General features: G+C 62.7%; 20 protein-coding genes, 1 tRNA gene and 1 pseudogene. 12 read left to right on the top strand and 10 right to left on the bottom strand.

What is annotated here, in order from left to right; genetic code table 11:
* The first annotated feature begins 454 nt into the window (after positions 1–454).
* Positions 455–820 carry a hypothetical protein gene (locus X726_RS165520; protein ID WP_156940605.1) on the top strand — a complete coding sequence of 122 codons (366 nt, stop codon included), beginning with the start codon at positions 455–457 and terminating at the stop codon, positions 818–820.
* Here X726_RS165520 and X726_RS165525 read toward each other — a convergent pair.
* Complete coding sequence (locus tag X726_RS165525) at positions 817–1,251, bottom strand: hypothetical protein (protein ID WP_023667633.1); 435 nt, start codon at positions 1,249–1,251, stop codon at positions 817–819. The two genes, X726_RS165520 and X726_RS165525, sit on opposite strands and share 4 nt — an antisense overlap.
* A gap of 286 nt (positions 1,252–1,537) precedes the next feature.
* Here X726_RS165525 and X726_RS0134395 point away from each other — a divergent pair, with 286 nt between their 5' ends.
* Complete coding sequence (locus X726_RS0134395) at positions 1,538–1,948, top strand: hypothetical protein (protein ID WP_031214503.1); 411 nt, start codon at positions 1,538–1,540, stop codon at positions 1,946–1,948.
* On the top strand, positions 1,945–2,271 hold the full coding sequence (locus X726_RS165530; protein WP_023667631.1) for a hypothetical protein: 327 nt from the start codon (positions 1,945–1,947) through the stop codon (positions 2,269–2,271). Before X726_RS0134395 ends, X726_RS165530 begins: the two co-directional genes overlap by 4 nt.
* A 177-nt stretch (positions 2,272–2,448) precedes the next feature.
* Here the strand turns inward: X726_RS165530 and X726_RS165535 are convergent, their stop codons facing one another.
* The 4 genes from X726_RS165535 to phaC all read right to left on the bottom strand — a co-directional run bounded on the left by X726_RS165535 (position 2,449) and on the right by phaC (position 6,571).
* A complete protein-coding gene (locus X726_RS165535) occupies positions 2,449–2,724 on the bottom strand; it encodes a hypothetical protein (protein ID WP_023667630.1) in 276 nt (91 codons plus the stop codon).
* A gap of 123 nt (positions 2,725–2,847) precedes the next feature.
* Positions 2,848–2,922, bottom strand: a tRNA-Glu gene (locus tag X726_RS165540).
* Between the two features lie 331 nt (positions 2,923–3,253).
* Positions 3,254–4,375 (bottom strand): YcbK family protein, encoded by a 1,122-nt coding sequence (locus X726_RS165545; protein WP_245259993.1) that lies wholly within the window; start codon positions 4,373–4,375, stop codon positions 3,254–3,256.
* 360 nt (positions 4,376–4,735) lie between these two features.
* Positions 4,736–6,571 (bottom strand): class I poly(R)-hydroxyalkanoic acid synthase, encoded by a 1,836-nt coding sequence (phaC, locus tag X726_RS165550; RefSeq protein WP_023667628.1) that lies wholly within the window; start codon positions 6,569–6,571, stop codon positions 4,736–4,738.
* Between the two features lie 97 nt (positions 6,572–6,668).
* Between phaC and X726_RS165555 the strand changes: the two genes are divergently transcribed.
* The 4 genes and pseudogenes from X726_RS165555 (at position 6,669) to recJ (ending at position 11,778) form a co-directional block, all read left to right on the top strand.
* A complete protein-coding gene (locus X726_RS165555) occupies positions 6,669–7,079 on the top strand; it encodes a hypothetical protein (protein ID WP_023667627.1) in 411 nt (136 codons plus the stop codon).
* Between the two features lie 90 nt (positions 7,080–7,169).
* Positions 7,170–8,387 carry an LL-diaminopimelate aminotransferase gene (locus X726_RS165560; protein WP_023667626.1) on the top strand — a complete coding sequence of 406 codons (1,218 nt, stop codon included), beginning with the start codon at positions 7,170–7,172 and terminating at the stop codon, positions 8,385–8,387.
* A gap of 50 nt (positions 8,388–8,437) precedes the next feature.
* On the top strand, positions 8,438–9,751 hold the full coding sequence (locus X726_RS165565; RefSeq protein ID WP_023667625.1) for a homoserine dehydrogenase: 1,314 nt from the start codon (positions 8,438–8,440) through the stop codon (positions 9,749–9,751).
* Between the two features lie 250 nt (positions 9,752–10,001).
* Positions 10,002–11,778, top strand: a pseudogene (gene recJ, locus X726_RS01000000166580) (single-stranded-DNA-specific exonuclease RecJ).
* Positions 11,779–11,793: 15 nt separating this feature from the next.
* Here recJ and X726_RS165570 read toward each other — a convergent pair.
* The 3 genes from X726_RS165570 to folE all read right to left on the bottom strand — a co-directional run bounded on the left by X726_RS165570 (position 11,794) and on the right by folE (position 13,979).
* The gene (locus X726_RS165570; protein ID WP_023667624.1) at positions 11,794–12,765 is read right to left on the bottom strand and encodes a patatin family protein; all 972 of its coding nucleotides are present in this window, start codon (positions 12,763–12,765) and stop codon (positions 11,794–11,796) included.
* A gap of 84 nt (positions 12,766–12,849) precedes the next feature.
* Entirely contained in the window at positions 12,850–13,308 is a 459-nt protein-coding gene (gene hisI, locus X726_RS165575) for a phosphoribosyl-AMP cyclohydrolase (RefSeq protein ID WP_023667623.1), read from the bottom strand.
* Between the two features lie 35 nt (positions 13,309–13,343).
* A complete protein-coding gene (gene folE, locus X726_RS165580) occupies positions 13,344–13,979 on the bottom strand; it encodes a GTP cyclohydrolase I FolE (protein ID WP_023667622.1) in 636 nt (211 codons plus the stop codon).
* Between the two features lie 241 nt (positions 13,980–14,220).
* Here folE and X726_RS165585 point away from each other — a divergent pair, with 241 nt between their 5' ends.
* Both X726_RS165585 and X726_RS165590 read left to right on the top strand, forming a co-directional pair.
* Positions 14,221–14,667: an iron-sulfur cluster assembly scaffold protein gene (locus tag X726_RS165585; protein WP_023667621.1), complete on the top strand. Its 447-nt coding sequence runs from the start codon at positions 14,221–14,223 to the stop codon at positions 14,665–14,667.
* Between the two features lie 40 nt (positions 14,668–14,707).
* Entirely contained in the window at positions 14,708–15,100 is a 393-nt protein-coding gene (locus tag X726_RS165590; RefSeq protein WP_155923149.1) for a hypothetical protein, read from the top strand.
* A 27-nt stretch (positions 15,101–15,127) separates the two neighbouring features.
* Here X726_RS165590 and X726_RS165595 read toward each other — a convergent pair whose 3' ends face one another.
* Complete coding sequence (locus tag X726_RS165595) at positions 15,128–16,045, bottom strand: LysR substrate-binding domain-containing protein (RefSeq protein WP_023667619.1); 918 nt, start codon at positions 16,043–16,045, stop codon at positions 15,128–15,130.
* A gap of 94 nt (positions 16,046–16,139) precedes the next feature.
* On the opposite strand from X726_RS165595, the gene X726_RS1000000171000 reads away from it, so the two are divergent.
* The 3 genes from X726_RS1000000171000 to blaOXA all read left to right on the top strand — a co-directional run bounded on the left by X726_RS1000000171000 (position 16,140) and on the right by blaOXA (position 17,762).
* Positions 16,140–16,298, top strand: coding sequence for a hypothetical protein (locus X726_RS1000000171000; protein ID WP_023667618.1), 159 nt, complete (start codon positions 16,140–16,142; stop codon positions 16,296–16,298).
* A 123-nt stretch (positions 16,299–16,421) separates the two neighbouring features.
* Positions 16,422–16,790 carry a membrane protein insertion efficiency factor YidD gene (gene yidD / locus X726_RS165600; protein WP_023667617.1) on the top strand — a complete coding sequence of 123 codons (369 nt, stop codon included), beginning with the start codon at positions 16,422–16,424 and terminating at the stop codon, positions 16,788–16,790.
* A gap of 156 nt (positions 16,791–16,946) precedes the next feature.
* The gene (gene blaOXA / locus X726_RS165605; RefSeq protein ID WP_023667616.1) at positions 16,947–17,762 is read left to right on the top strand and encodes a class D beta-lactamase; all 816 of its coding nucleotides are present in this window, start codon (positions 16,947–16,949) and stop codon (positions 17,760–17,762) included.
* Between the two features lie 13 nt (positions 17,763–17,775).
* Here blaOXA and X726_RS165610 read toward each other — a convergent pair whose 3' ends face one another.
* Complete coding sequence (locus tag X726_RS165610; RefSeq protein WP_245272021.1) at positions 17,776–18,582, bottom strand: SAM-dependent methyltransferase; 807 nt, start codon at positions 18,580–18,582, stop codon at positions 17,776–17,778.
* Positions 18,583–18,753 lie beyond the last annotated feature (171 nt).

The following is an 18,753-nucleotide window of genomic DNA, read 5'->3' as shown; positions in this document are numbered from 1 at the left end:
CAGCACGCCTGTAGACAGCGCAAGCATCAGTGGAGGCACACCACAAACGCTGACGGACCTCGAAGTCAAAACCTCCGGCGTTGCTTTCTTCCTTTCGGGCACGATCACCGGCAGTGGCGCAGTCGGCTCATGGAGCGGGGGCGACAGCCCAATTCATGACGAGATTGCTTTGACCAACGATCGGCCTGTTGCGACCGACGCATGGTCGATACCCACAACAGAGAACNATTCATGACGAGATTGCTTTGACCAACGATCGGCCTGTTGCGACCGACGCATGGTCGATACCCACAACAGAGAACGATGCGACCAGAGATTTCACCGTCACCCTGTCCGGCTCGATCATCAAGGCTGTGGGCATCTCGTTCCAGTAGCTGCGAGACAGCGCGCGCGGCTTGCCGATAAGCCGCGGCTTATGCAATATCGGGCATCCTTCAGCGTGAGGTGCGCCCTTTTGCAAGACCACGAGCTTATCGAGCGACCTGGCAAGGGATGGACCCCATGGAAGGAAGGCCCGGTCGACCTCGAAATCGATCGGGTCTGGTGGGCGGCTCGAGTTCTCCACTTCGCCAAGCTGAACGTGTCGTGCTGGTTTGACGGATCAGATCTCGTCGCGATCGAGCACTGGGGATGCCGCCGGCCGAAGTGGTGCATGAAGAACAAGCCAAAGGACTGGCAGCCATTGCCCGAGATCTACCGGAAAGCCCGTGAGGAGGAGAAACAAGCCCAGGTCGATCTTTTCCGGGCAAGGTCGAATGCGCGCGCCCTGCGGGCCACAGCGAGCCGCCAAGAGACGCACGGGCCGCACACGGTGCTTTAGGGATTCAGGGCCTTGTACGCATCGATTTCATTCTCGAAGCAGAGCTTTGCCAGAGACCACTGATAGCCGTCGCCTTTTTTGTATCGTGTCATGCAGTGCGCGGCCATTTTCCCGTATTCGGCACTTTGCTCCGCTTGATCGGCCACAAACCTCATTCCGTCCATCTCGTTATCGTAGCAAAGCTTTTGGAGGGAGTAGCTATCCGGGTACCGCGAGGCGCAGAGGGCCTTGGCTTGATCCCTATAGTTCTGCGCGGATGCGCCGCTAATGCCGACAAACAGCGCCAAGCCGACTGTCAGCGCCTTCCAACCCAACCCAGGCATGATGTCCCCTCCCACTTTCCCCAAGGGCAGCATCGCGCAACTGGCAGGCGCGCGCAAGCGGGCTCCCCCCGAAGGGAGCGGCTTGACGATTTCAGCGAACAGGAACATCGTGCCAGGCGGAGCGTGACAACTCCCGCCGATGGCCTTGCCGGGCCTGAGGCAACCAGAGCGTAGGCGAGGCGATCCTTGCCGGGATCAATCCGTCTACGAAATCGACCGTGCTGACAGCCGTCGGCGCGACCGGCACCACTATGTCGGGAGAGCGGCGGCTATACAAGACCCGCAAGGGAAAAGCCGTCGCGCATGGTCTCTGGCCATGTTGTCACCCTCCCGGCGCCAGTGCTGTTCGCTGGCAACCGGCCGTGACAAGCCGAAATCCAGAGAGACCTCAACCATGAACACGATAGCAACGACATTCGACCGGCGGCGCTTGCTGCTGGGCGCAGGGGCAACCGCATTTGCACTTGCCGCCGCATCAACAACAACACGCGCCGGACCTACGGCGCTCGCACGCGCTCGCCATCACTACGACCAGTTTGCCGCGGCCATGGACGAACTGACGATCGGCCATCACGGCTGGCTCATTGGAGGCGGTCACCGTCGCGAGTTCGCGGCGCTGGGCTGCCGCACGATTGAAGATGCTTCGTGGCTCGGGCCGAAGCTGGTCACCTACGAAGCAGGCACAGACCCGCGCTGCCCTAGCGGTGTTATCGAGTGGAACCACGACATCATCGGCCTGCAGAAGCAGCCATCGGGCTGGCTGGATGAGCCGCTGTACCGCGACGGGAAGGGGGTGCGGCTATGAACGCGCATGTTCGGACGCTGAAGCCACTGGGCTGCCCTCAGGGCGTGGATCCGCGCATCTGGCGCCAGTCGGTCGAGAAGCGCCTGAACGACCTCCTAGACCGTGCCATGAGCCTCATAACGGCGCTGGACTGCATGGAAGCCGATTGCGATCTGGAGGAAACCGCAGACGACGAGCCGTCGCTAGGCTGCCTTGATGATCTAGAGCTAGACAACGCCGACGACGAGGAAGGCGCGGACGCCGAGCCATGCCCGGATACCTATGGCGAAACTGTCATGTGGGGCGAGGATCTCAAATCGCAGGAAGTGCTGGCCGGTTCTTAAAATTGTCTGGAACAAGAGCCGCCTCTGCGGGTTTATGTCGTGCAGCGGCTTTCTCAGGAATATGGCCGCTCTATTCAAGGTGCAGAACCCGCCGCCCTGGGCCCCCCTCACAGCGGCGGGTTTCTTGTGGCCAGAGAGTGCCTCCCGAAAAGCCCGCCGGCTCACGGTGGCGGGCTTTTACGTTGTGATCCAGCCGGCGGCGCGTCCAACTTCAATAAGGGCCAAGACGACGGTGGCAATCGTTACGGCCAGCGCCATTCCCCGTTCGAAGTTCGCGAGCCGCTTCACCGTCGCCAGTTCCTGGCCATCCCAATACAGTTGGTTCGTGACCGGGTGCATCCCCAAGAGGGTTAAGCCTTCAAGGCTGGTCACCTTGATACCGGCGGGCCATTCAGGAGGTGGCGGCGCCGAAGCGTACCGATTTGCTCTGATTTCCGCCCAGTCGACTTCCATTGCTGCCTCCCTCCAAGCCTGATTCGAGTGTGACAGGAGTCGCGACGCTCGACAAACGCCGGATGGATATTGGCCAAATATTGGACAGGGAAGGGAGGAAAGTCGCTAAGTGCTTGATTAGTCTGGTACGCCCAAGGGGAATCGAACCCCTGTTACCGCCGTGAAAGGGCGGTGTCCTAACCGCTAGACGATGGGCGCGCTCAGACGAAGCGGCTTATAATTGCGTTGTTGCCAACCGGCAACCCATCAGCCGCCAGATGCGGAAACTTTTTTCAAGAGGGGCGAAAAGGGCCAGTTTGTGAGCCAGCCCAGGTTTTCTGCCCTCGCGTCATTGCACATCTTTGGAGATTAGCCTGAACGCCCCGCGCAGTCGTCATCCTATGGTCTGCGCTGCGTCGCTGCGCGCCTTGCTTCGCCATAGGATGACGAAGTCGCGGGTGCCTCGGCTAATCTCGAACGTCGCTGATAGCTAATCGGGAAAAACGGCAGGCTGCTAACGGCCCCTCGGCCCGTTTGCCGAATGGGGATGCTAACCCCGCCGGCGGCAGCGCCAATTCCAGTCGCGCTCGGGGCCGACGTCGACGTGAACGGATTCGGTATGGCAGTAGGTGCCGACGCCGCCGCGGCCGGGCATGGTTCGGATGTAGCTCGCCAGTTCCCATTTGGAGACGCCGGGAACCTGGATGTCGGCGGCGGCGCAATACATGTGCAGCGAATTCTTGGCGCCGTTGGCGCGCCGGTTGCGGGCCGGGTCGCGGTAGCCTGATGTGACCATCATCTTGCGGCCGTAATGGCCTTCGATGGTCTTCAGCACACGCACCAGCGACGGCTTCAGGCAGGCGACGTCGACGCTCTCGTTTTGCTTCAACAGGCCATTGGGCGCCAGCCGGGCGAGGCCGGCGGCGGAGGCCACCTGATAGGCGCCGCCCGAACCCTCGTCCTCGTTCAGGTCGACGTCGCTTTCGTCGTCGAGGCCGGATTTGCGCTTGATCTCGAACAGCGCCGTCTGGCGCACCCCGGGCAAGGCATCGCTGCCGGTGATGTGGTTGCTCTCGTTGCCAAGCGAGGCAAGCTGCAAGGGCTTGTCGGCGGAATTGGCTGACGCTAGCGTGATGATCGGCTTTGCCGGGACGGCCTTCTGGGAAGCAACCGCAGGCTGTTCGCCCGAGCGCGAGTTGACCAGCGGAGCAGGTGCCGCCGAGGTTGGCGTGGTGCTGAACAGTGAGGCCAGGAAGCCCTTCTTCGGCGTGTCGATCTGCTGGGGCGCGGCGGTCACGTATACCTCGTTGGTCGCGGGTGCCGCTGCCGTCGCTTTCGGTGCGGTCACGCCGGCATCGGCGGCGGCGATCTTCTGCGCCACGGCGTCCGTTGCGGCCGCGGTCTGTGCTGACTGCTGCAGCGACTGCGGCGTCTGGCCGACAATGGTTTCGGAGCCGGCGGGAACATTGACCGGGAAGCCGGTGCCGGGCTTGGCCACCGGCACATAGGCGACCTGCTCGGGCAGTGTCGCATCGCCCGCTGCCGTCATCATCATCTGCGGCCCGGTGGATGTGACCTGCACGGTCGAATCGCCCGGCGCCGCAGGGCTGGCGCCGGAAGCCGCGGCGATGTCAGAAGCGGTCGCGTTGTAGCCAGGCATGCCGACGGACATTGTGGGGTCGCCGGCGGAGGTGCAGGACGCCAGAAGCACGGAGAAAAGCGCTGCCGCTATAGTGCGACCTTCTCTCCCCGCGAGACGCGATCCTGCTGATTTCAAAACTAAATTCCCCCTCGGTGTCCGGTCGGCCTGCTATTGGTGCGGCGTCGAAACGTTCACATCCAATAACCTTGTGTTCCCAAACCGGAAACGAGACTTGTGTCAATTCTGCAAGCCTCTGAATTATTTGCTCGTTGGAGGCCAATTGAGGCTTCTTGAAGGTTGACGACACCATTTCGCCCCGTTTTGCCGGCTCGTCAACTCACCAGACATTACATTCCGTTACACACAGGCACCTGCAAAAGGTGCCGGCCGTTACACGCGCACCTTCACATAGGTGCCGGGGGCATCACCCAGGGTTTTCATATGCTTGCCCGGTTTGCGGGCCGGAACGAGGGTGTCGTCCTGGGTTTCGATCCAGTGCTGCCAGTGCGTCCACCAGGAGCCGGGATGCTCCACCGCGGAGGCGAGCCACTGGCCAAAATCGCCTGTCGGTTTGCCGCCGGTCCAGTACTGGTATTTCTTGGCTGCCGGCGGGTTGACCACACCGGCAATGTGGCCGGAACCAGCCATCACAAACTCGACGTCGCCGCCGAAATATTGCGAGCCGAGAAACACCGAAAGGGCCGGCGCGATGTGATCTTCCTTCGACGCCAGGTTGTAAACCGGGATGGTGACGTCGGCCAGCGACACAGTGCGGCCGGCGAGTTCCATCACGCCACGAGTCAGATTGTTCTCGAGATAACAGTTGCGCAGGTAGAAGGAGTGGTTGGCGGCCGCCATGCGGGTGGAATCGGCGTTCCAGTAGAGCAGGTCGAAGGGAAGGGGATCCTTGCCGCGCATGTAATTGTTGATGACATAAGGCCAGATCAGGTCGCCCGAGCGCAGCATGTTGAAGGCGGTCGCCATCTTGGTGCCGTCGAGGTAGCCCTTTTCGTTCATCGATTTCTCGACCGCTGCCACCTGGTCCTCGTCGACGAAGACTTTCAGGTCGCCGGCATGGGTGAAGTCGACCTGCGTGGTGAAGAAGGTCGCCGATTTGATGCGGTTGTCGCCTTCCTGTGCCAGCAGTGCGAGTGCGGCCGCCAGCAGCGTGCCGCCGACGCAATAGCCGATGGCGTTGACCTCTTTCTCGCCGGTCGCCTTCTCGATCGTGTCGAGGCCGTATTGCAGGCCTTCCCGTATGTAAGCTTCCCAGCCCTTGGCGCCGTGCCGCTCGTCGGGATTGATCCAGGAGATGACGAACACGGTATGGCCTTGCTCGATCGCCCAGCGGATGAAGGACTTTTGCGGGTTGAGATCGAGGATGTAGAACTTGTTGATCCAGGGCGGGCAGATCAGCAGCGGGCGCTTGAGCACCGTCTCCGTCGTCGGATCGTACTGGATGATTTCGGCGACATCGCTGCGCCCGACCACCTTGCCGGGAGATGTCGCGACGTTCTTGCCGATCTCGAAGGGCGAATAGTCAGCTTGTCTCAGCTTCAGGTCGCCCTTGCCGGCGGCGATGTCTTCGGCCAGCATCTTCATGCCGCGCACCAGGTTTTCGCCATTCGAGGCAACGGTTTCTCGAAACAGCTCCGGATTGGTCAGGATGAAGTTCGACGGCGAGATGGCATTGGACACCTGCTTGACGTAGAAGCTGGCCTTATGGCGGGTGTGATCGTCGAGGCCTTCGGCGTGCTCGACCAGGTCGGCCGCCCAGCGCGAGGTGACGAGATAGGCCTGTTTGAGGAAATCGAAGAAAGCGTTGCGACCCCATTCGGGGTCTTGAAAACGCTTGTCGCCGCGCTCGGGCTTGACCGCATCTTCGGGCGCCTCGGCATTCGGGCTAACCTTCTGGATGGCGTTGCCCCAGACCGTCATGTAGCCGGCGAACAGTCGCGTCTGCGCTTCCAGCGCGCGTTGCGGGTCGGCCAGCCAATATTCGCTGAGCTTGGAAAAGGTTTTTACCATGTCGACCACGGGTTCGGCGACATGATCGCGCACCTCGCCCTTTTCGCGCGGCTCGGCCCAGGCGGAGGCGGCTTTGCCGGCCTGCTCGACCATGCGCGCCATGTTCAACGCTAAGCGTTCCGGGTCTTTCACCAGATATTGCTCGACGGTCGAAGATTGATCATCTTCCGCTTTGCTCGAATCAGGTGTTTTGGACATGGCTCGCGGGGTTCCTCCCGAGGCGTTTTCTTGACATATTATCATGGGACATCTGACCGGGTCCAATGCGCTGTACCCCGGCTGCCAGGAAAACAATATGACGATTAACACCGGCGAGACCATTTTTTCGGGGGCAGGCCGCTTTTGCCGCATCGCGGTTGCAATCGCCTGTCTGGCGCCAGGGCTGCTGGCGGCAAGTGGCTGCACGAGCGCCAACACCGGCAACGGGATGAATGTCGGCCTGACCCAGGGCGCGCAGGACACCGGCTCTTATCCCAATCTCAACATCCCACCGCAGGTGGCGGCAAAGCAACTCACCCCTGAGGAGACGCAGGCCAAGCTTGCCCAGTTGAAGGGCGAACAGCAGGGGCAAGTGGCCAAGGGCGGCGGCGGTGCCCCGTCCACCAGCCCGGCGGCGCTGAATTCGCTGGCGAAGAACCATGGCAAGGACACGCTGAAGCAGATCGAAGCCAAATGCGATCCCGCCCTCGACCCTACCTGCAAATAAGGCTATATCGCGCGCCGAAAGCGGTCTTTGCCAAGGGCGCCTAGCCAAGCCAACTGTGCTGAAGCCAATCTTAAATCGTCTGGAACTGACATGGAAGAATTTCACAAGGTCCGCCGGCTTCCGCCCTACGTGTTCGAGCAGGTCAACCGGCTGAAGGCAAGCGCCCGTTCGCGCGGCGCTGACATTATCGACCTTGGCATGGGCAATCCCGACCTGCCGACTCCGAAGGCGATCGTCGACAAATTGTGCGAAGTGGTGCGCGATCCGCGCACGCATCGCTATTCCTCCTCGCGCGGCATCCCAGGTCTGCGCCGCGCCCAGGCCGCCTATTATCAGCGCCGTTTCGGCGTGAAGCTCAATCCCGACACGCAGGTGGTGGCGACGCTCGGTTCGAAGGAAGGCTTCGCCAATATGGCGCAGGCGATCACCGCGCCGGGCGACGTGATCCTGTGCCCCAACCCGACCTATCCGATCCATGCTTTCGGCTTCATCATGTCGGGCGGCGTCATCCGTTCGCTGCAGGTCGAGCCGGATGACGGCTTCATCCCGGCGCTCGAGCGCGGTGTCCGTCATTCGATCCCGAAGCCACTGGCATTGATCCTCAACTATCCGTCGAACCCGACGGCGCTGGTCGCCTCGCTCGATTTCTACAAGGACGTGGTCGCCTTCGCCAAGAAGAACGACATCATCATCCTTTCGGACCTTGCCTATTCGGAGATCTATTTCGACGGCAATCCGCCGCCTTCGGTGCTGCAAGTGCCGGGCGCCATCGATGTCTGCGTCGAGTTCACCTCGATGTCGAAGACCTTCTCCATGCCCGGCTGGCGCATGGGCTTTGCCGTCGGCAATGAGCGGCTGATCTCGGCGTTGACGCGGGTGAAGTCCTATCTCGACTACGGCGCCTTCACGCCGATCCAGGTGGCGGCGGCGCATGCGCTGAATGGCGACGGCGCCGACATCGCCGAAGTGCGCGAGGTCTATTTGAAGCGCCGCGACGTCATGGTCGACGCCTTCAGCCGCGCCGGCTGGACCATTCCGGCACCGGCTGCCTCGATGTTCGCCTGGGCGCCGATCCCGGAGCCGTTTAAGCATCTCGGCTCGCTTGAGTTTTCCAAGCTCCTGATCGAGCACGCCGACGTGGCGGTGGCGCCGGGCATCGGCTTTGGCGAGCATGGCGACGATCATGTTCGCATCGCGCTGGTCGAGAACGAGCACCGGATCCGGCAGGCGGCGCGCAACATCAAGCGCTTCCTGGCGTCCAGCGCCAAGCAGCCGAACAATGTGGTGCCGCTTTCCGCGCATCGCTAAAGTCGCCGCACATCTTATTCGAGTAGATTTTTTGAGGGGCGTCGCCGGGCATGGCTGAAGCGTTGCGTGTTGGAATTGCGGGTCTGGGTACGGTTGGCGCCTCGGTGGCGCGCGTGCTGCGCGACAAGGCAGCGGAACTGACGCGCCAGTGCGGACGCGATGTCATCGTCGCGGCCGTTTCCGCGCGCGATCCCAAGCGCGACCGTGGCGTCGACCTCAGCGCCGCCAAATGGTTCGACGATCCGATCAAGATGGCGCAGGCCGCCGATATCGACGTCTTCGTCGAACTGATCGGCGGCGACGAAGGGGCAGCGCGCGCGTCGGTCAAGGCAGCACTTGAAGCCGGACGTCATGTCGTCACCGCCAACAAGGCGCTGTTGGCCAAGCACGGCGTGGCGCTTGCCGAAATCGCCGAGAAGAAGGGCGTGCTGCTCAACTACGAGGCGGCAGTTGCCGGCGGCATCCCGGTCATCAAGACGATGCGCGAGGCGATGGCCGGCAATTCGGTCACCCGCGTCTTCGGCATCCTCAACGGCACCTGCAACTACATCCTGACCCGCATGGAGGCCGAGGGCATCTCCTTCGACGAGTGCCTGAAGGACGCGCAACGGCTGGGTTATGCAGAGGCCGACCCGACCTTCGATATCGAGGGCCATGACACGGCGCACAAATTGTCGATCCTGACCAGCCTGGCCTTCGGCACCAGGATCGCGGCCAACGACATCTACATGGAAGGCATTTCCAACATCAGCCAGGCCGACATCCGCGCTGCCGCCGATCTCGGCTACCGGATAAAACTGCTCGGCGTCGCGCAGCGCACCGACAGCGGCATCGAGCAGCGAGTGCACCCGACCATGGTGCCGACCGCGTCGGTGATCGCACAGGTGCATGGCGTCACCAATGCGGTGGCCATCGAAACCGACATTCTGGGCGAGCTGCTGCTCTCCGGCCCCGGTGCCGGCGGCAACGCCACCGCGTCCGCCGTGGTCGGCGATATCGCCGACATCGCAAAGAGCCGGCCGGGCTTCCAGCACGGTCCGGTGTTCGGCCTGCCGGCCAAGGAACTGCGCCCCTACAAGAAGGCGCAGATGCGCAGCCATGCCGGCGGCTATTTCATCCGGCTGACCGTGCACGACCGCATCGGCGTCTTCGCCGCGATCGCCAAGCGCATGGCGGACAACGACATTTCGCTGGAATCGATCGTCCAGCATGCCGTCAGCGGCGAGACGGACGCGCAAAAGACGGTGATCCTGGTCACCCACGAGACGACGGAAGCAGCGGTGCGCAAGGCTGTCGACGGCATCACCAAGGACGGCCACCTCACAGACAAGCCGCAGGTTATCCGCATCGAGCGTGCGGGCTAAGCCAAGTCATTTTTCTCCTTTAACCGATTGATGCTGCTGCTGAAAAGTGGTTCAGACGCCATAATGCTCTATCTTTTTGATTTGGAGCCGGATTGAGATTTCAGGTCGAACCCACCAATCATCATCGGGCTCGGGCGGAGGCGTGAGCCGCGAGATCAAGGCGCGTCACCAGGATGTGGAAAAGTTTTGAGACTTTCCTGTTTAGCCGTCGCATATTGCCGGAAATGACAATCTATAGATTACGCCTCCTATGACGGGCGACAAACGCTTCTTCCTCGATGTCAGGCAGTCGGCGACCGGTGTTTCCTGGGAACACCGGTTGAGCGAGCGGCAGGACATGACTGCGCTCGCCATAGCGCAGGGCCACGGCGTGCCCGACATTGTGGCGCGCGTGCTCGCCGGGCGGGGCGTCACCGCGGACCAGGCCGAGCGCTTCCTCGATCCGACGATCCGCAATCTGTTGCCGGATCCGGCTTCGCTGACCGACATGGGCAAGGCTGCGACCCGCATCGCCGAAGCGGTCATGGCCAAGGAGAAGGTGGCAATCTTCGGCGACTACGATGTCGACGGCGCCGCCTCTTCGGCGTTGCTCAAGCGCTTCCTGACGCATTTCTCGGTGCCTTCGGAGATCTACATTCCCGACCGCATCTTCGAGGGCTACGGCCCCAATCCGGAGGCTATGCGCGAACTGGTCTCGCGCGGCGCGACGCTGATCGTCACCGTCGATTGCGGCACCAACAGCGCTGTCTCCATCGATGCCGCCAAGGCCGCAGGCGCCGATGTGGTGGTGCTCGACCACCATCAGGTCGGCGGCCCGCTGCCGGAGGCGACCGCGGTCGTCAATCCCAATCGCGAGGACGACCTTTCCGGGCAAGGCCATCTGTGCGCCGCCGGTGTCGTCTTCCTCACTCTGGTGCAGACGGCGAGGGTCCTGCGCAGCCGATTGCCCGACGCAGCGCCACCGGACCTGTTGTCGTTGCTCGACTTGGCGGCGCTGGCCACGGTTTGCGATGTGGTGCCGCTCATCGGCGTGAACCGCGCTTTCGTCGTCAAGGGACTACAGATGGCGCGGCAGCAGAAGAATGAGGGGCTCGCCGCACTGGCGCGGGTGTCCCGCATCGGTGAGCCGATAAGCACCTTTCATCTCGCCTATCTGATTGGGCCGCGCATCAATGCCGGCGGCCGCATCGGCGATGCAGCACTTGGCAGCCGGCTGCTCGCCACCGACGATCCGGTTGAGGCCAGGACCATTGCCGAGACACTCGACCGGCTCAACCAGGAACGCCAGCAGATGGAACTGGAGATGCTGGCAGCGGCGCGCGCCGAGGCTGACGCCGAACTTGCCGGCGGCAACGGGCCGGCCATCATCGTCACCGCCAGCACCAATTGGCATCCCGGCATTGTCGGCTTGATCGCCTCGCGGCTGAAGGACCATGCGCGGCGGCCGGCCTTCGCGATCGCCTTCAACGCCAATGGCATCGGCACCGGCTCTGGCCGTTCGGTGTCGGGCTTCGATCTCGGACGGCTGGTGCGCGCAGCCGCCGATGCCGGGCTGATCGTCAAGGGCGGCGGCCACGGCATGGCCGCCGGCATCACCGTGGAACGCGCCAAGCTCGGCGAACTCCGTGCTTTCTTCGAGGAGCGCGCGGCGGCCGAAGTGTTCCGGCTGCAGGACGAAGAAAGTCTGGCCGTCGACGGCGCGCTCGCCGCCGAGGGCGCGACGATTGCTTTGCTCGATGCACTGGAAAAGGCCGGGCCTTTCGGCGCCGGCCATGTCGCGCCGGTGTTCGCGCTGCCGCGCCATCGGCTGGCCGACNGTCGGCACCAACCACATCCGGGCTGATCTGCAGTCGGAAAGCGGCGGCCGCATCCAGGGCATCGCCTTTCGATCCGTCGATACCGCGCTGGGCGAATTCCTGTTCAAGAACAGGGGCAACACGATCCATGTCGCCGGCTCGCTGTCGGGGAATTATTGGAACGGCAACCGCACGGTGCAGTTCCGCATCACCGATGCGGCCAAAGCCTGACATTGCCGAACTGGTTTAAGCGAGAACCGTCTGCAGCCGCTTCAACTCGCTGATCTGCGCCATCGTCGCCTGGTAACCGACGCTGATCGCCTCATCCGCGCGGTGGAATTCGGTCAAGCCGATATGGCTGAGTTTCGGTTGGAGCGACATGTCGGGCGGATCGCCCGCCAGCCTTGCGCGTGAAATCCGGTCCTGGATGATGTTGAAGGCTTCGACCATGACGCCGGTGATGCCGAGACGGCTCTGGTGCGGCTGGTGGTCGGGGCTGGCCTGGCCTGGCCGGGGAGCGTCCTTCTCGATGAGCAGTTCCCCGGCGCTGTGCTTGATGACGGCGGCGCGGCCGAACAGATCGTAGTGAAGGTTGACCGCGACGACCAGCGGCTGCTCGTAGGCGCGGCAGACCGAGACCGGAACCGGGTTGACCAGCGCGCCGTCGACCAGGATGCGCCCGTTGCAATTCACCGGTTCGAACACGCCGGGCAGCGCATAGGAAGCGCGCATCGCGGTGATCAGGGAACCGCTGGACAGCCAGATCTCATGGCCGGTGCGAATTTCGGCGCCAACGGCGACGAAGGGTTTCGTCAGATCCTCGAAGCGGATGCCTGCCATGTGCTCGCGCAGCCTGACGTCCAGTTTCATGCCGCCGAAAAGGCCGCTGCCGCGCAGATTGAGATCGAGCAGGCCGAAGATGCGCCGCTTGGTCAGGCTGCGGGCGAACTCCTCGAGTTCGTCCAGCTTGCCGGCGAGATAGCAGCCGCCAACCAGCGCGCCGATCGAGGTGCCGGCGATCATCGAGACTTCGATGCCGGCTTCGTCGAGCGCGCGCAGCACGCCAATGTGCGCCCAGCCGCGTGCGCAGCCGCCGCCCAGCGCGAGCGAAATGCCTGTCTTGCCCGCGGGTTGCGGGTCAGGCACGCCGCCGGACGATGAGGGGCCATTGGCCTCCCGCACGTCCGGTCTGCTACGCAATGACGCCCACTCGAGCATCATGATCTCCCTTGTCCCGCGTCCGTTCTACAGGAAGGACGTTTGAGAATAGTGAATATGAGTGGTTTGCGACTGTTGAATGGTTCACGCGGGCTTCCGATACGTTTTTTCCGCATCGAACAGCGGCGTGCTGCCATCGCCGGCAAGCGTTGCCTTGCCGCCGATTAGCCCCACCGTCCGATAAAAACATGAACGCCGGCCGGTGTGACAAGTTGCGTCGTGGCCCAACACTTTGACGCGCAACCATATGGCGTCCTGGTCACAATCCGTGAGCATCTCGACGACGGTCTGAAAATTGCCTGATGTTTCGCCCTTCTTCCACAGCGCCTTGCGCGAGCGCGACCAGTAGTGCGCGATGCCGGTTTCGAGCGTCAGCGCCAGCGCCTCGGCATTCATATGCGCGACCATCAGCAGCATACCGTCAGCGGCGTCGGTGACGACGACGGTGACCAGCCCGGCAGCATCGAAGCGCGGGGAAAACACCGCGCCTTCTTCGAGGGCCTTCTTGTCTGATGGAGCCTTGGGAAATGTTAGTGCCGACATCGCCGGTCCTTGATCTAGCGATGCCGGCGAGGGGCTTACGCCCCGAGGCCGCGCACCATGGTGACGAAACGGACCTGTTCCTCGGGCGTGTCCTTGAACACGCCGGTGAAGGTCGAGGTCAGCGTGGTGGAGCCCTGCTTGCGGATGCCGCGCATGGCCATGCACATATGCTCAGCCTCGATCATGACGGCGACACCGCGCGGATTGAGCACGTCCTGGATGACGCCGGCGATCTGTGCGGTCATGGCCTCCTGAGTCTGCAGGCGATGGGCGAAGATATCGACCACACGGGCAATCTTGGACAGGCCGACGACCTTGCCGTCCGGGAGGTAGCCGACATGCGCCTTGCCGATGATCGGCACCATGTGGTGCTCGCAATGCGAGTGGAACTGGATATCCCTGACGATGACGAGATCGTCATAGCCGGCGACTTCCTCGAAGGTGCGGCCGAGCTCTTCGGCCGGGCACATGTCATAGCCGTTGAACATTTCGAGAAAGGCCTTGGTGACGCGCTTGGGCGTGTCGATCAGGCCCTCGCGGTCCGGATTGTCGCCGGTCCAGCGCAACAGCGTGCGCACGGCGGCCTCTACCTCGGCTTCGCTCGGCCTGTCGGTGACCGGCTTGTCCAGATAGTCGGAAGGGGGCATGATTTTCTTGATGACGGCATCCATAAAGGCGTCTCCCGTAGTTCCTCTCTCAGAAGGAACGAGTTGAACGGACCACGACCTTTCGGGTGCTGAAAACTCGCCCTGTTTCCAGCCCGCAAGCGGCGTGAACGAAATGGGCAAGGACGATGGCTTTGCAGTGCCTTGTCGATACCCGACTGCCACCATTATATATGGTCGTACGCAGCGAATGAAAGACGCCACAGCGGCAATCGCTGTTCGCTTGGCGGCGACGGATTGGAAAAATATGATTGACGACGTCTACAATGCGAAAATTCTGGGTTTTGCCGGAAACATCGCACGCATCGGCCGGCTCGATCATCCGGATGCGACGGCCAAGGCCCATTCCAAATTGTGCGGCTCGACGGTGACCATCGACCTCAAGATGGACAATGGCGTCGTCACCGATTTCGCGCATGACGTGAAGGCCTGCGCCCTCGGCCAGGCCTCGTCCTCGATCATGGCTCAACATATCATCGGCGCCAGCGCCGACGAATTGCGGGCGGTGCGCGACACCATGCTGAAGATGCTCAAGGAAAACGGCGCGCCGCCGCAAGGCCGCTTTGCCGATCTGAGATATCTGGAGCCGGTGCGCGACTACAAGGCGCGTCATGCCTCGACCATGCTGACCTTCGATGCGGTCGTCGATGCCATAGGCCAGATCGAGAAGAAGCGCGCGGAAGAAGCGGTGTGACATAGCGCAGACTTCGCGCAGGACATGACGGAGGAAGTGTTTGCATTGGTTGATGGTGGCTTCGGGCCTTGTGGTTTCGCTGGTCACGAGTGGCTATGCTGCCGGCGCAGAAAACGCCTCGCAGCAGAAGGCTGCCGCCTACCTCGCTGACAAGCTGGCTGGCTGCTGGATTATCCCCGTCGGCGACGAACTTGTGGCCACACGCGTCAAAATCAGCTTTAACCGGGATGGTTCGCTGGCGGCGCCGCCGAAGGTACTCAATCTTGCAACAGAACCACAGGGCAAGAAGTTCGATGACAGCGCAGTTCGGGCGATTACCCGTTGTGCGCCCTTCATTGGCCTTGCGATTTATGCCGATAGCTACCAGGCTTGGCGCGAGACGACGGTCAATTTCGACGGCCGAGTGATGTCATCCGGCGCGCAGCAGAAATAGAACCGAGGGCTTAAGAAGCACGACGGCTTAGGTCTGCTGTTCCTGCGCCCGTCTGCTTTCGGCAAATTCGCTTCTCACCCAGTCGGCAAAGGCCTTAGCCGGCTCCGGCAGGTCCTTCAAACTCCTGGCCACCAGCCAGTAGGCGCCGGATGCGACGTCGATGTCGAACGGCTTGATCAGCGCGCCGGACGCAATCTCCTCGCCGATCTGCAAGAGGTCGCCCAGCGCCACGCCGTGGCCGAGCAGGGCGGCCTGCTTCGACAGCGACACATCCGCCAGCATAGGGCCGCGCGCCGGAATGGCGTCGGCGGCGACGCCAGCCGCTTCGAACCAGCGCGCCCAGCCCTGACGATTTTCCTCGTGCAACAGCGTGTAGCGGGCAAGGTCGAGCGGCTTTTCGAGGGCAGGGCCCGATCCCAGCAAGGCCGGCGACAGGACCGGTGAATCGACGGTCGAGGCTAGCCATTCGGCCTCGCTGCGCGGCCATGAGGTGGCGCGCGCGCTGAAGCGCAAGGCGAGTTCGGGCTGATCGCTGCGGAACTCGATCGGCCTTGGGTCAACTTCGAGGGAAACGTCGATATCGGGCCGCAACTGGCTGAAGCGGTTGAGCCGCGGCAACAGCCATACCGAGGCCAGCGACGGCTCGACACTGACGCGGACCACCGACTGCGCCGGAACAGCCACCAGGTCCGAAAGCAGCCTGTCGATGTCATCGAAACTCCTGACCAGCTGATCGAGCAGGCGCTGGCCGGCCTCGGTCAACTCGACGCGGCGGTGATGACGGTGGAACAAGGGCTGGTGCAGGAACTGCTCGAGTTCGCGGATCTGCCGACTGATGGCGGCCTGCGAGACGAACAGCTCCTCGGCGGCCCGGCTAAAGCTCAATTGCCGGCCGGCTGCCTCGAAACTTCGCAACGCCGTCAGGGGCAACCGTCCGCGCTTCATTTCGCATAACCCGAAGTTATCCGAACCGGAAATTATACTCGTTTGAAGGCGAAGGCCAGCGGGCGTCTAATCCGCTCTTAGAGGAGACACGGACATGATCCAGTTTCTGGAAATCTTTGGCGATGTGATGCGGATCGCGACGTTTCAATGGCGTGGCGACAGGCAGCATCATGTGCAGCGCACCGAGCAAAGGCCGGCCACCCGCTGGGCGGCTCCAGCGGAGCGGCATCCCTTTCGCCGCTCGCGACCCTGAAGCCGACAAAGAGGCGAGTGAGTGAAGAGGATTGCGTTTGCCGGCCGAAGCTCACATCTATCGGTTTGGAAACGCAAGCTGACCCGGAAGCCGGTTTCGGGTCGCGTTCGGAAAGAGACTGCGGTGGGCGACCAGCATCGGCATGTGCATGCCGCCGGACGGACCCGGCGCGGGCGCAACTGGCCCGGTCCCTGGCGCAAAACACCCGGCCGCATTTTCGGCACGTCGCTGGTGCGCCTCTATCAACTGACGCTGTCCGGATTTGTCGGCAATTCCTGCCGGCATCTGCCGACCTGTTCCGAATACGCGCATGAGGCGATCGCCCGCCATGGTCTGTGGGCCGGCGGCTTCATGGGGCTGTTCCGCGTGCTGCGCTGCGGCCCTTTCGGTTCGCATGGCATCGATCGCGTGCCGGAGGTACTCGATCAGCGCTATGTCTGGTTCATGCCATGGCGTTATTGGCAGATCGGCAGGAAGCGCGGCGAGGCCTGACGGCGGGCGCGCTGGTCCCTGATCCAGATCGCCAGCGCGGCATTTCTTTACAATCCGGTAAGGTTAACAACGGGCTGCACAAAGACTGCGCATTTGAGTCAAAATCGAGCCAAGACACTTCGCTAAGCGCCTCCTGTCATTCCCAGGAGAGCCCACATGCGTCGGATCGAAACCCATCCCTTCATCATTGCCGCGGTCCTCTTCCTGCTGGCCTGGTTTCTGGGATTTCCGATGCGGGCGCAATCGGCGCCGCTTGGCGATGTCGCCTGTACGCTTATCCAGGACGCGGCGAGCGGCGAGACGCTCTATCAAAGCGGCGTCTGCGACCAACGCGTCAGCCCGGCGTCGACCTTCAAGGTGCCGCTGGCGCTGATCGGCTACGACAGCGGTATCCTGAGCGATGCGCATACGCCGACCTGGGACTACAAGCCTGAATTCAGGGCCGTGAGCCGCGACCACAAAGCCGTCGACCCGACTATCTGGGAGCGCGACTCGATCGTATGGTATTCGCGCGAGATCGTGCGCCGGCTCGGCGCAAAAAGCTTTGCCGGCTACGTCTCGAAATTCGGCTACGGCAACATGGATGTCTCGGGCGATGCCGACAAGGACAACGGGCTCACGCAATCCTGGATAAATTCCTCGCTTGAGATATCGCCGGTCGAACAGACAGCCTTCCTGCGCCAGCTGCTCGCCGGCAAGATGCCGGTTTCTGCCAAGGCGCATGAGATGACCCGAGCCATCCTGCCGACTTTCCAGGCCGGCGGCTGGACGGTGCGGGGCAAGACCGGCAGCACCAGGCTGGGAAACAGCAAGGACAAGCGCGCGCTGGGCTGGTTCGTCGGCTGGGCCGAAAAGGGCGGCCGCCGGATCGTCTTCGCCCGGCTGGTCGTCGACACCAAGCCGATCGACATGCCGAAAGGCCCGGCGACACGCGCGGCGTTACTGAGGGAGTTGCCGCAACTGGTGAAGTGAACTTGCTTTAGCTTCAAGTGCTCCGGCGGGCACGAAGGAAGTGGCCGCCGGAATTCCTTGTATCCGCCTTTGGCGTCCTGGAGAAGCGGGCGGCGATGTCGCTGCTTTCCAGATCTTCGATCTCATCGAAGCCGAGCTCGCGTAGCGATTGCGCCAGTGCCGCGGGCACGAAGAAGCTGATCCAGGGCTCTCCGGCAGCGGCGACGCGCGCCGCATGGAAAGAGAGGGCAGCCTGTCCAGCCGCATCGCGGTTCTCGGCCGGCTCGCTGTAGTCGAAGACGACCTCCGAACCGGGCATGCCGGCAATCCAGGACAGGGTGCTGAAGATTGCGTCCTGGCTCAGATACGGAACGACACCCAGCCAGATGAAGAAACTGGGCTCGGTCTGCCGCAAACCGGCCGATGCCAGTTCATCCGCGGGGCGCTGGCGCTCGAAGTTGACCGGCACGAACATGGTGGCCCGCGGTTCAGCAAGACCAGCATCGGCGATGCATTTCCGTTTCCAGGCCTGTGTCGCCGGGTGATCGACTTCGAACACCGCGACATCAGGGTACGGATTGCGCAGCGAGAAAGTGTCGAGGCCGGCGCCGAGCACCACCACTTGCCGGACGCCCCGGCGCACCGCCGCAGCCAGCCAGTCCTCGGCGAGGCGGGCGCGCGCTGCCACGAACAGGCGCATGCGCCGGCTGCGCTCACCTTCCTGCTCGAGCTCCTGCACCGTCGGTGCGGCATCGCCCAGTATCGCACTCGCATATGGGTCGCGAAACAGCGCCGCCTGCTGCGAGAACTGGTGGAGGGCCCGCATGCGCGCGACGCCCAAGGCGGTTCGGCTGGGTTTTGCGTCTTCCATGCCGGGGATTCCAACCTCGTGTCGGGGAAATTCGCAAGCCTGTGCGACTGGCCTGCGACATCTGTCGCGCCATTTCCTGACAGCTGCGCCAACGACGGCTCTTTACCTGATGCCGCGTGGCCTCTAAAACCCGCCCGGTGC

The sequence above is a fragment of the Mesorhizobium sp. LSJC285A00 genome, from assembly GCF_000503155.1.
GTDB lineage: Bacteria > Pseudomonadota > Alphaproteobacteria > Rhizobiales > Rhizobiaceae > Mesorhizobium.
This window is presented reverse-complemented; position numbering and strand designations above follow the sequence as displayed.

Excerpts from the sequence above, each read along its gene's own strand:
- X726_RS165525 (WP_023667633.1), bottom strand. The coding sequence starts at position 1,251 with ATGTTCCTGTTCGCTGAAATCGTCAAGCCGCTCCCTTCGGGGGGAGCC.
- X726_RS165570 (WP_023667624.1), bottom strand. The coding sequence starts at position 12,765 with ATGCTCGAGTGGGCGTCATTGCGTAGCAGACCGGACGTGCGGGAGGCC.
- folE (WP_023667622.1), bottom strand. The coding sequence starts at position 13,979 with ATGGATGCCGTCATCAAGAAAATCATGCCCCCTTCCGACTATCTGGAC.
- X726_RS165565 (WP_023667625.1), top strand. The coding sequence starts at position 8,438 with ATGGCTGAAGCGTTGCGTGTTGGAATTGCGGGTCTGGGTACGGTTGGC.
- X726_RS165530 (WP_023667631.1), top strand. The coding sequence starts at position 1,945 with ATGAACGCGCATGTTCGGACGCTGAAGCCACTGGGCTGCCCTCAGGGC.
- X726_RS165585 (WP_023667621.1), top strand. The coding sequence starts at position 14,221 with ATGATTGACGACGTCTACAATGCGAAAATTCTGGGTTTTGCCGGAAAC.
- blaOXA (WP_023667616.1), top strand. The coding sequence starts at position 16,947 with ATGCGTCGGATCGAAACCCATCCCTTCATCATTGCCGCGGTCCTCTTC.
- X726_RS165545 (WP_245259993.1), bottom strand. The coding sequence starts at position 4,375 with ATGTCCGTCGGCATGCCTGGCTACAACGCGACCGCTTCTGACATCGCC.
- X726_RS165560 (WP_023667626.1), top strand. The coding sequence starts at position 7,170 with ATGGAAGAATTTCACAAGGTCCGCCGGCTTCCGCCCTACGTGTTCGAG.
- hisI (WP_023667623.1), bottom strand. The coding sequence starts at position 13,308 with ATGTCGGCACTAACATTTCCCAAGGCTCCATCAGACAAGAAGGCCCTC.
- X726_RS165555 (WP_023667627.1), top strand. The coding sequence starts at position 6,669 with ATGACGATTAACACCGGCGAGACCATTTTTTCGGGGGCAGGCCGCTTT.
- X726_RS165535 (WP_023667630.1), bottom strand. The coding sequence starts at position 2,724 with ATGGAAGTCGACTGGGCGGAAATCAGAGCAAATCGGTACGCTTCGGCG.
- X726_RS165595 (WP_023667619.1), bottom strand. The coding sequence starts at position 16,045 with ATGAAGCGCGGACGGTTGCCCCTGACGGCGTTGCGAAGTTTCGAGGCA.
- X726_RS1000000171000 (WP_023667618.1), top strand. The coding sequence starts at position 16,140 with ATGATCCAGTTTCTGGAAATCTTTGGCGATGTGATGCGGATCGCGACG.
- phaC (WP_023667628.1), bottom strand. The coding sequence starts at position 6,571 with ATGTCCAAAACACCTGATTCGAGCAAAGCGGAAGATGATCAATCTTCG.
- X726_RS0134395 (WP_031214503.1), top strand. The coding sequence starts at position 1,538 with ATGAACACGATAGCAACGACATTCGACCGGCGGCGCTTGCTGCTGGGC.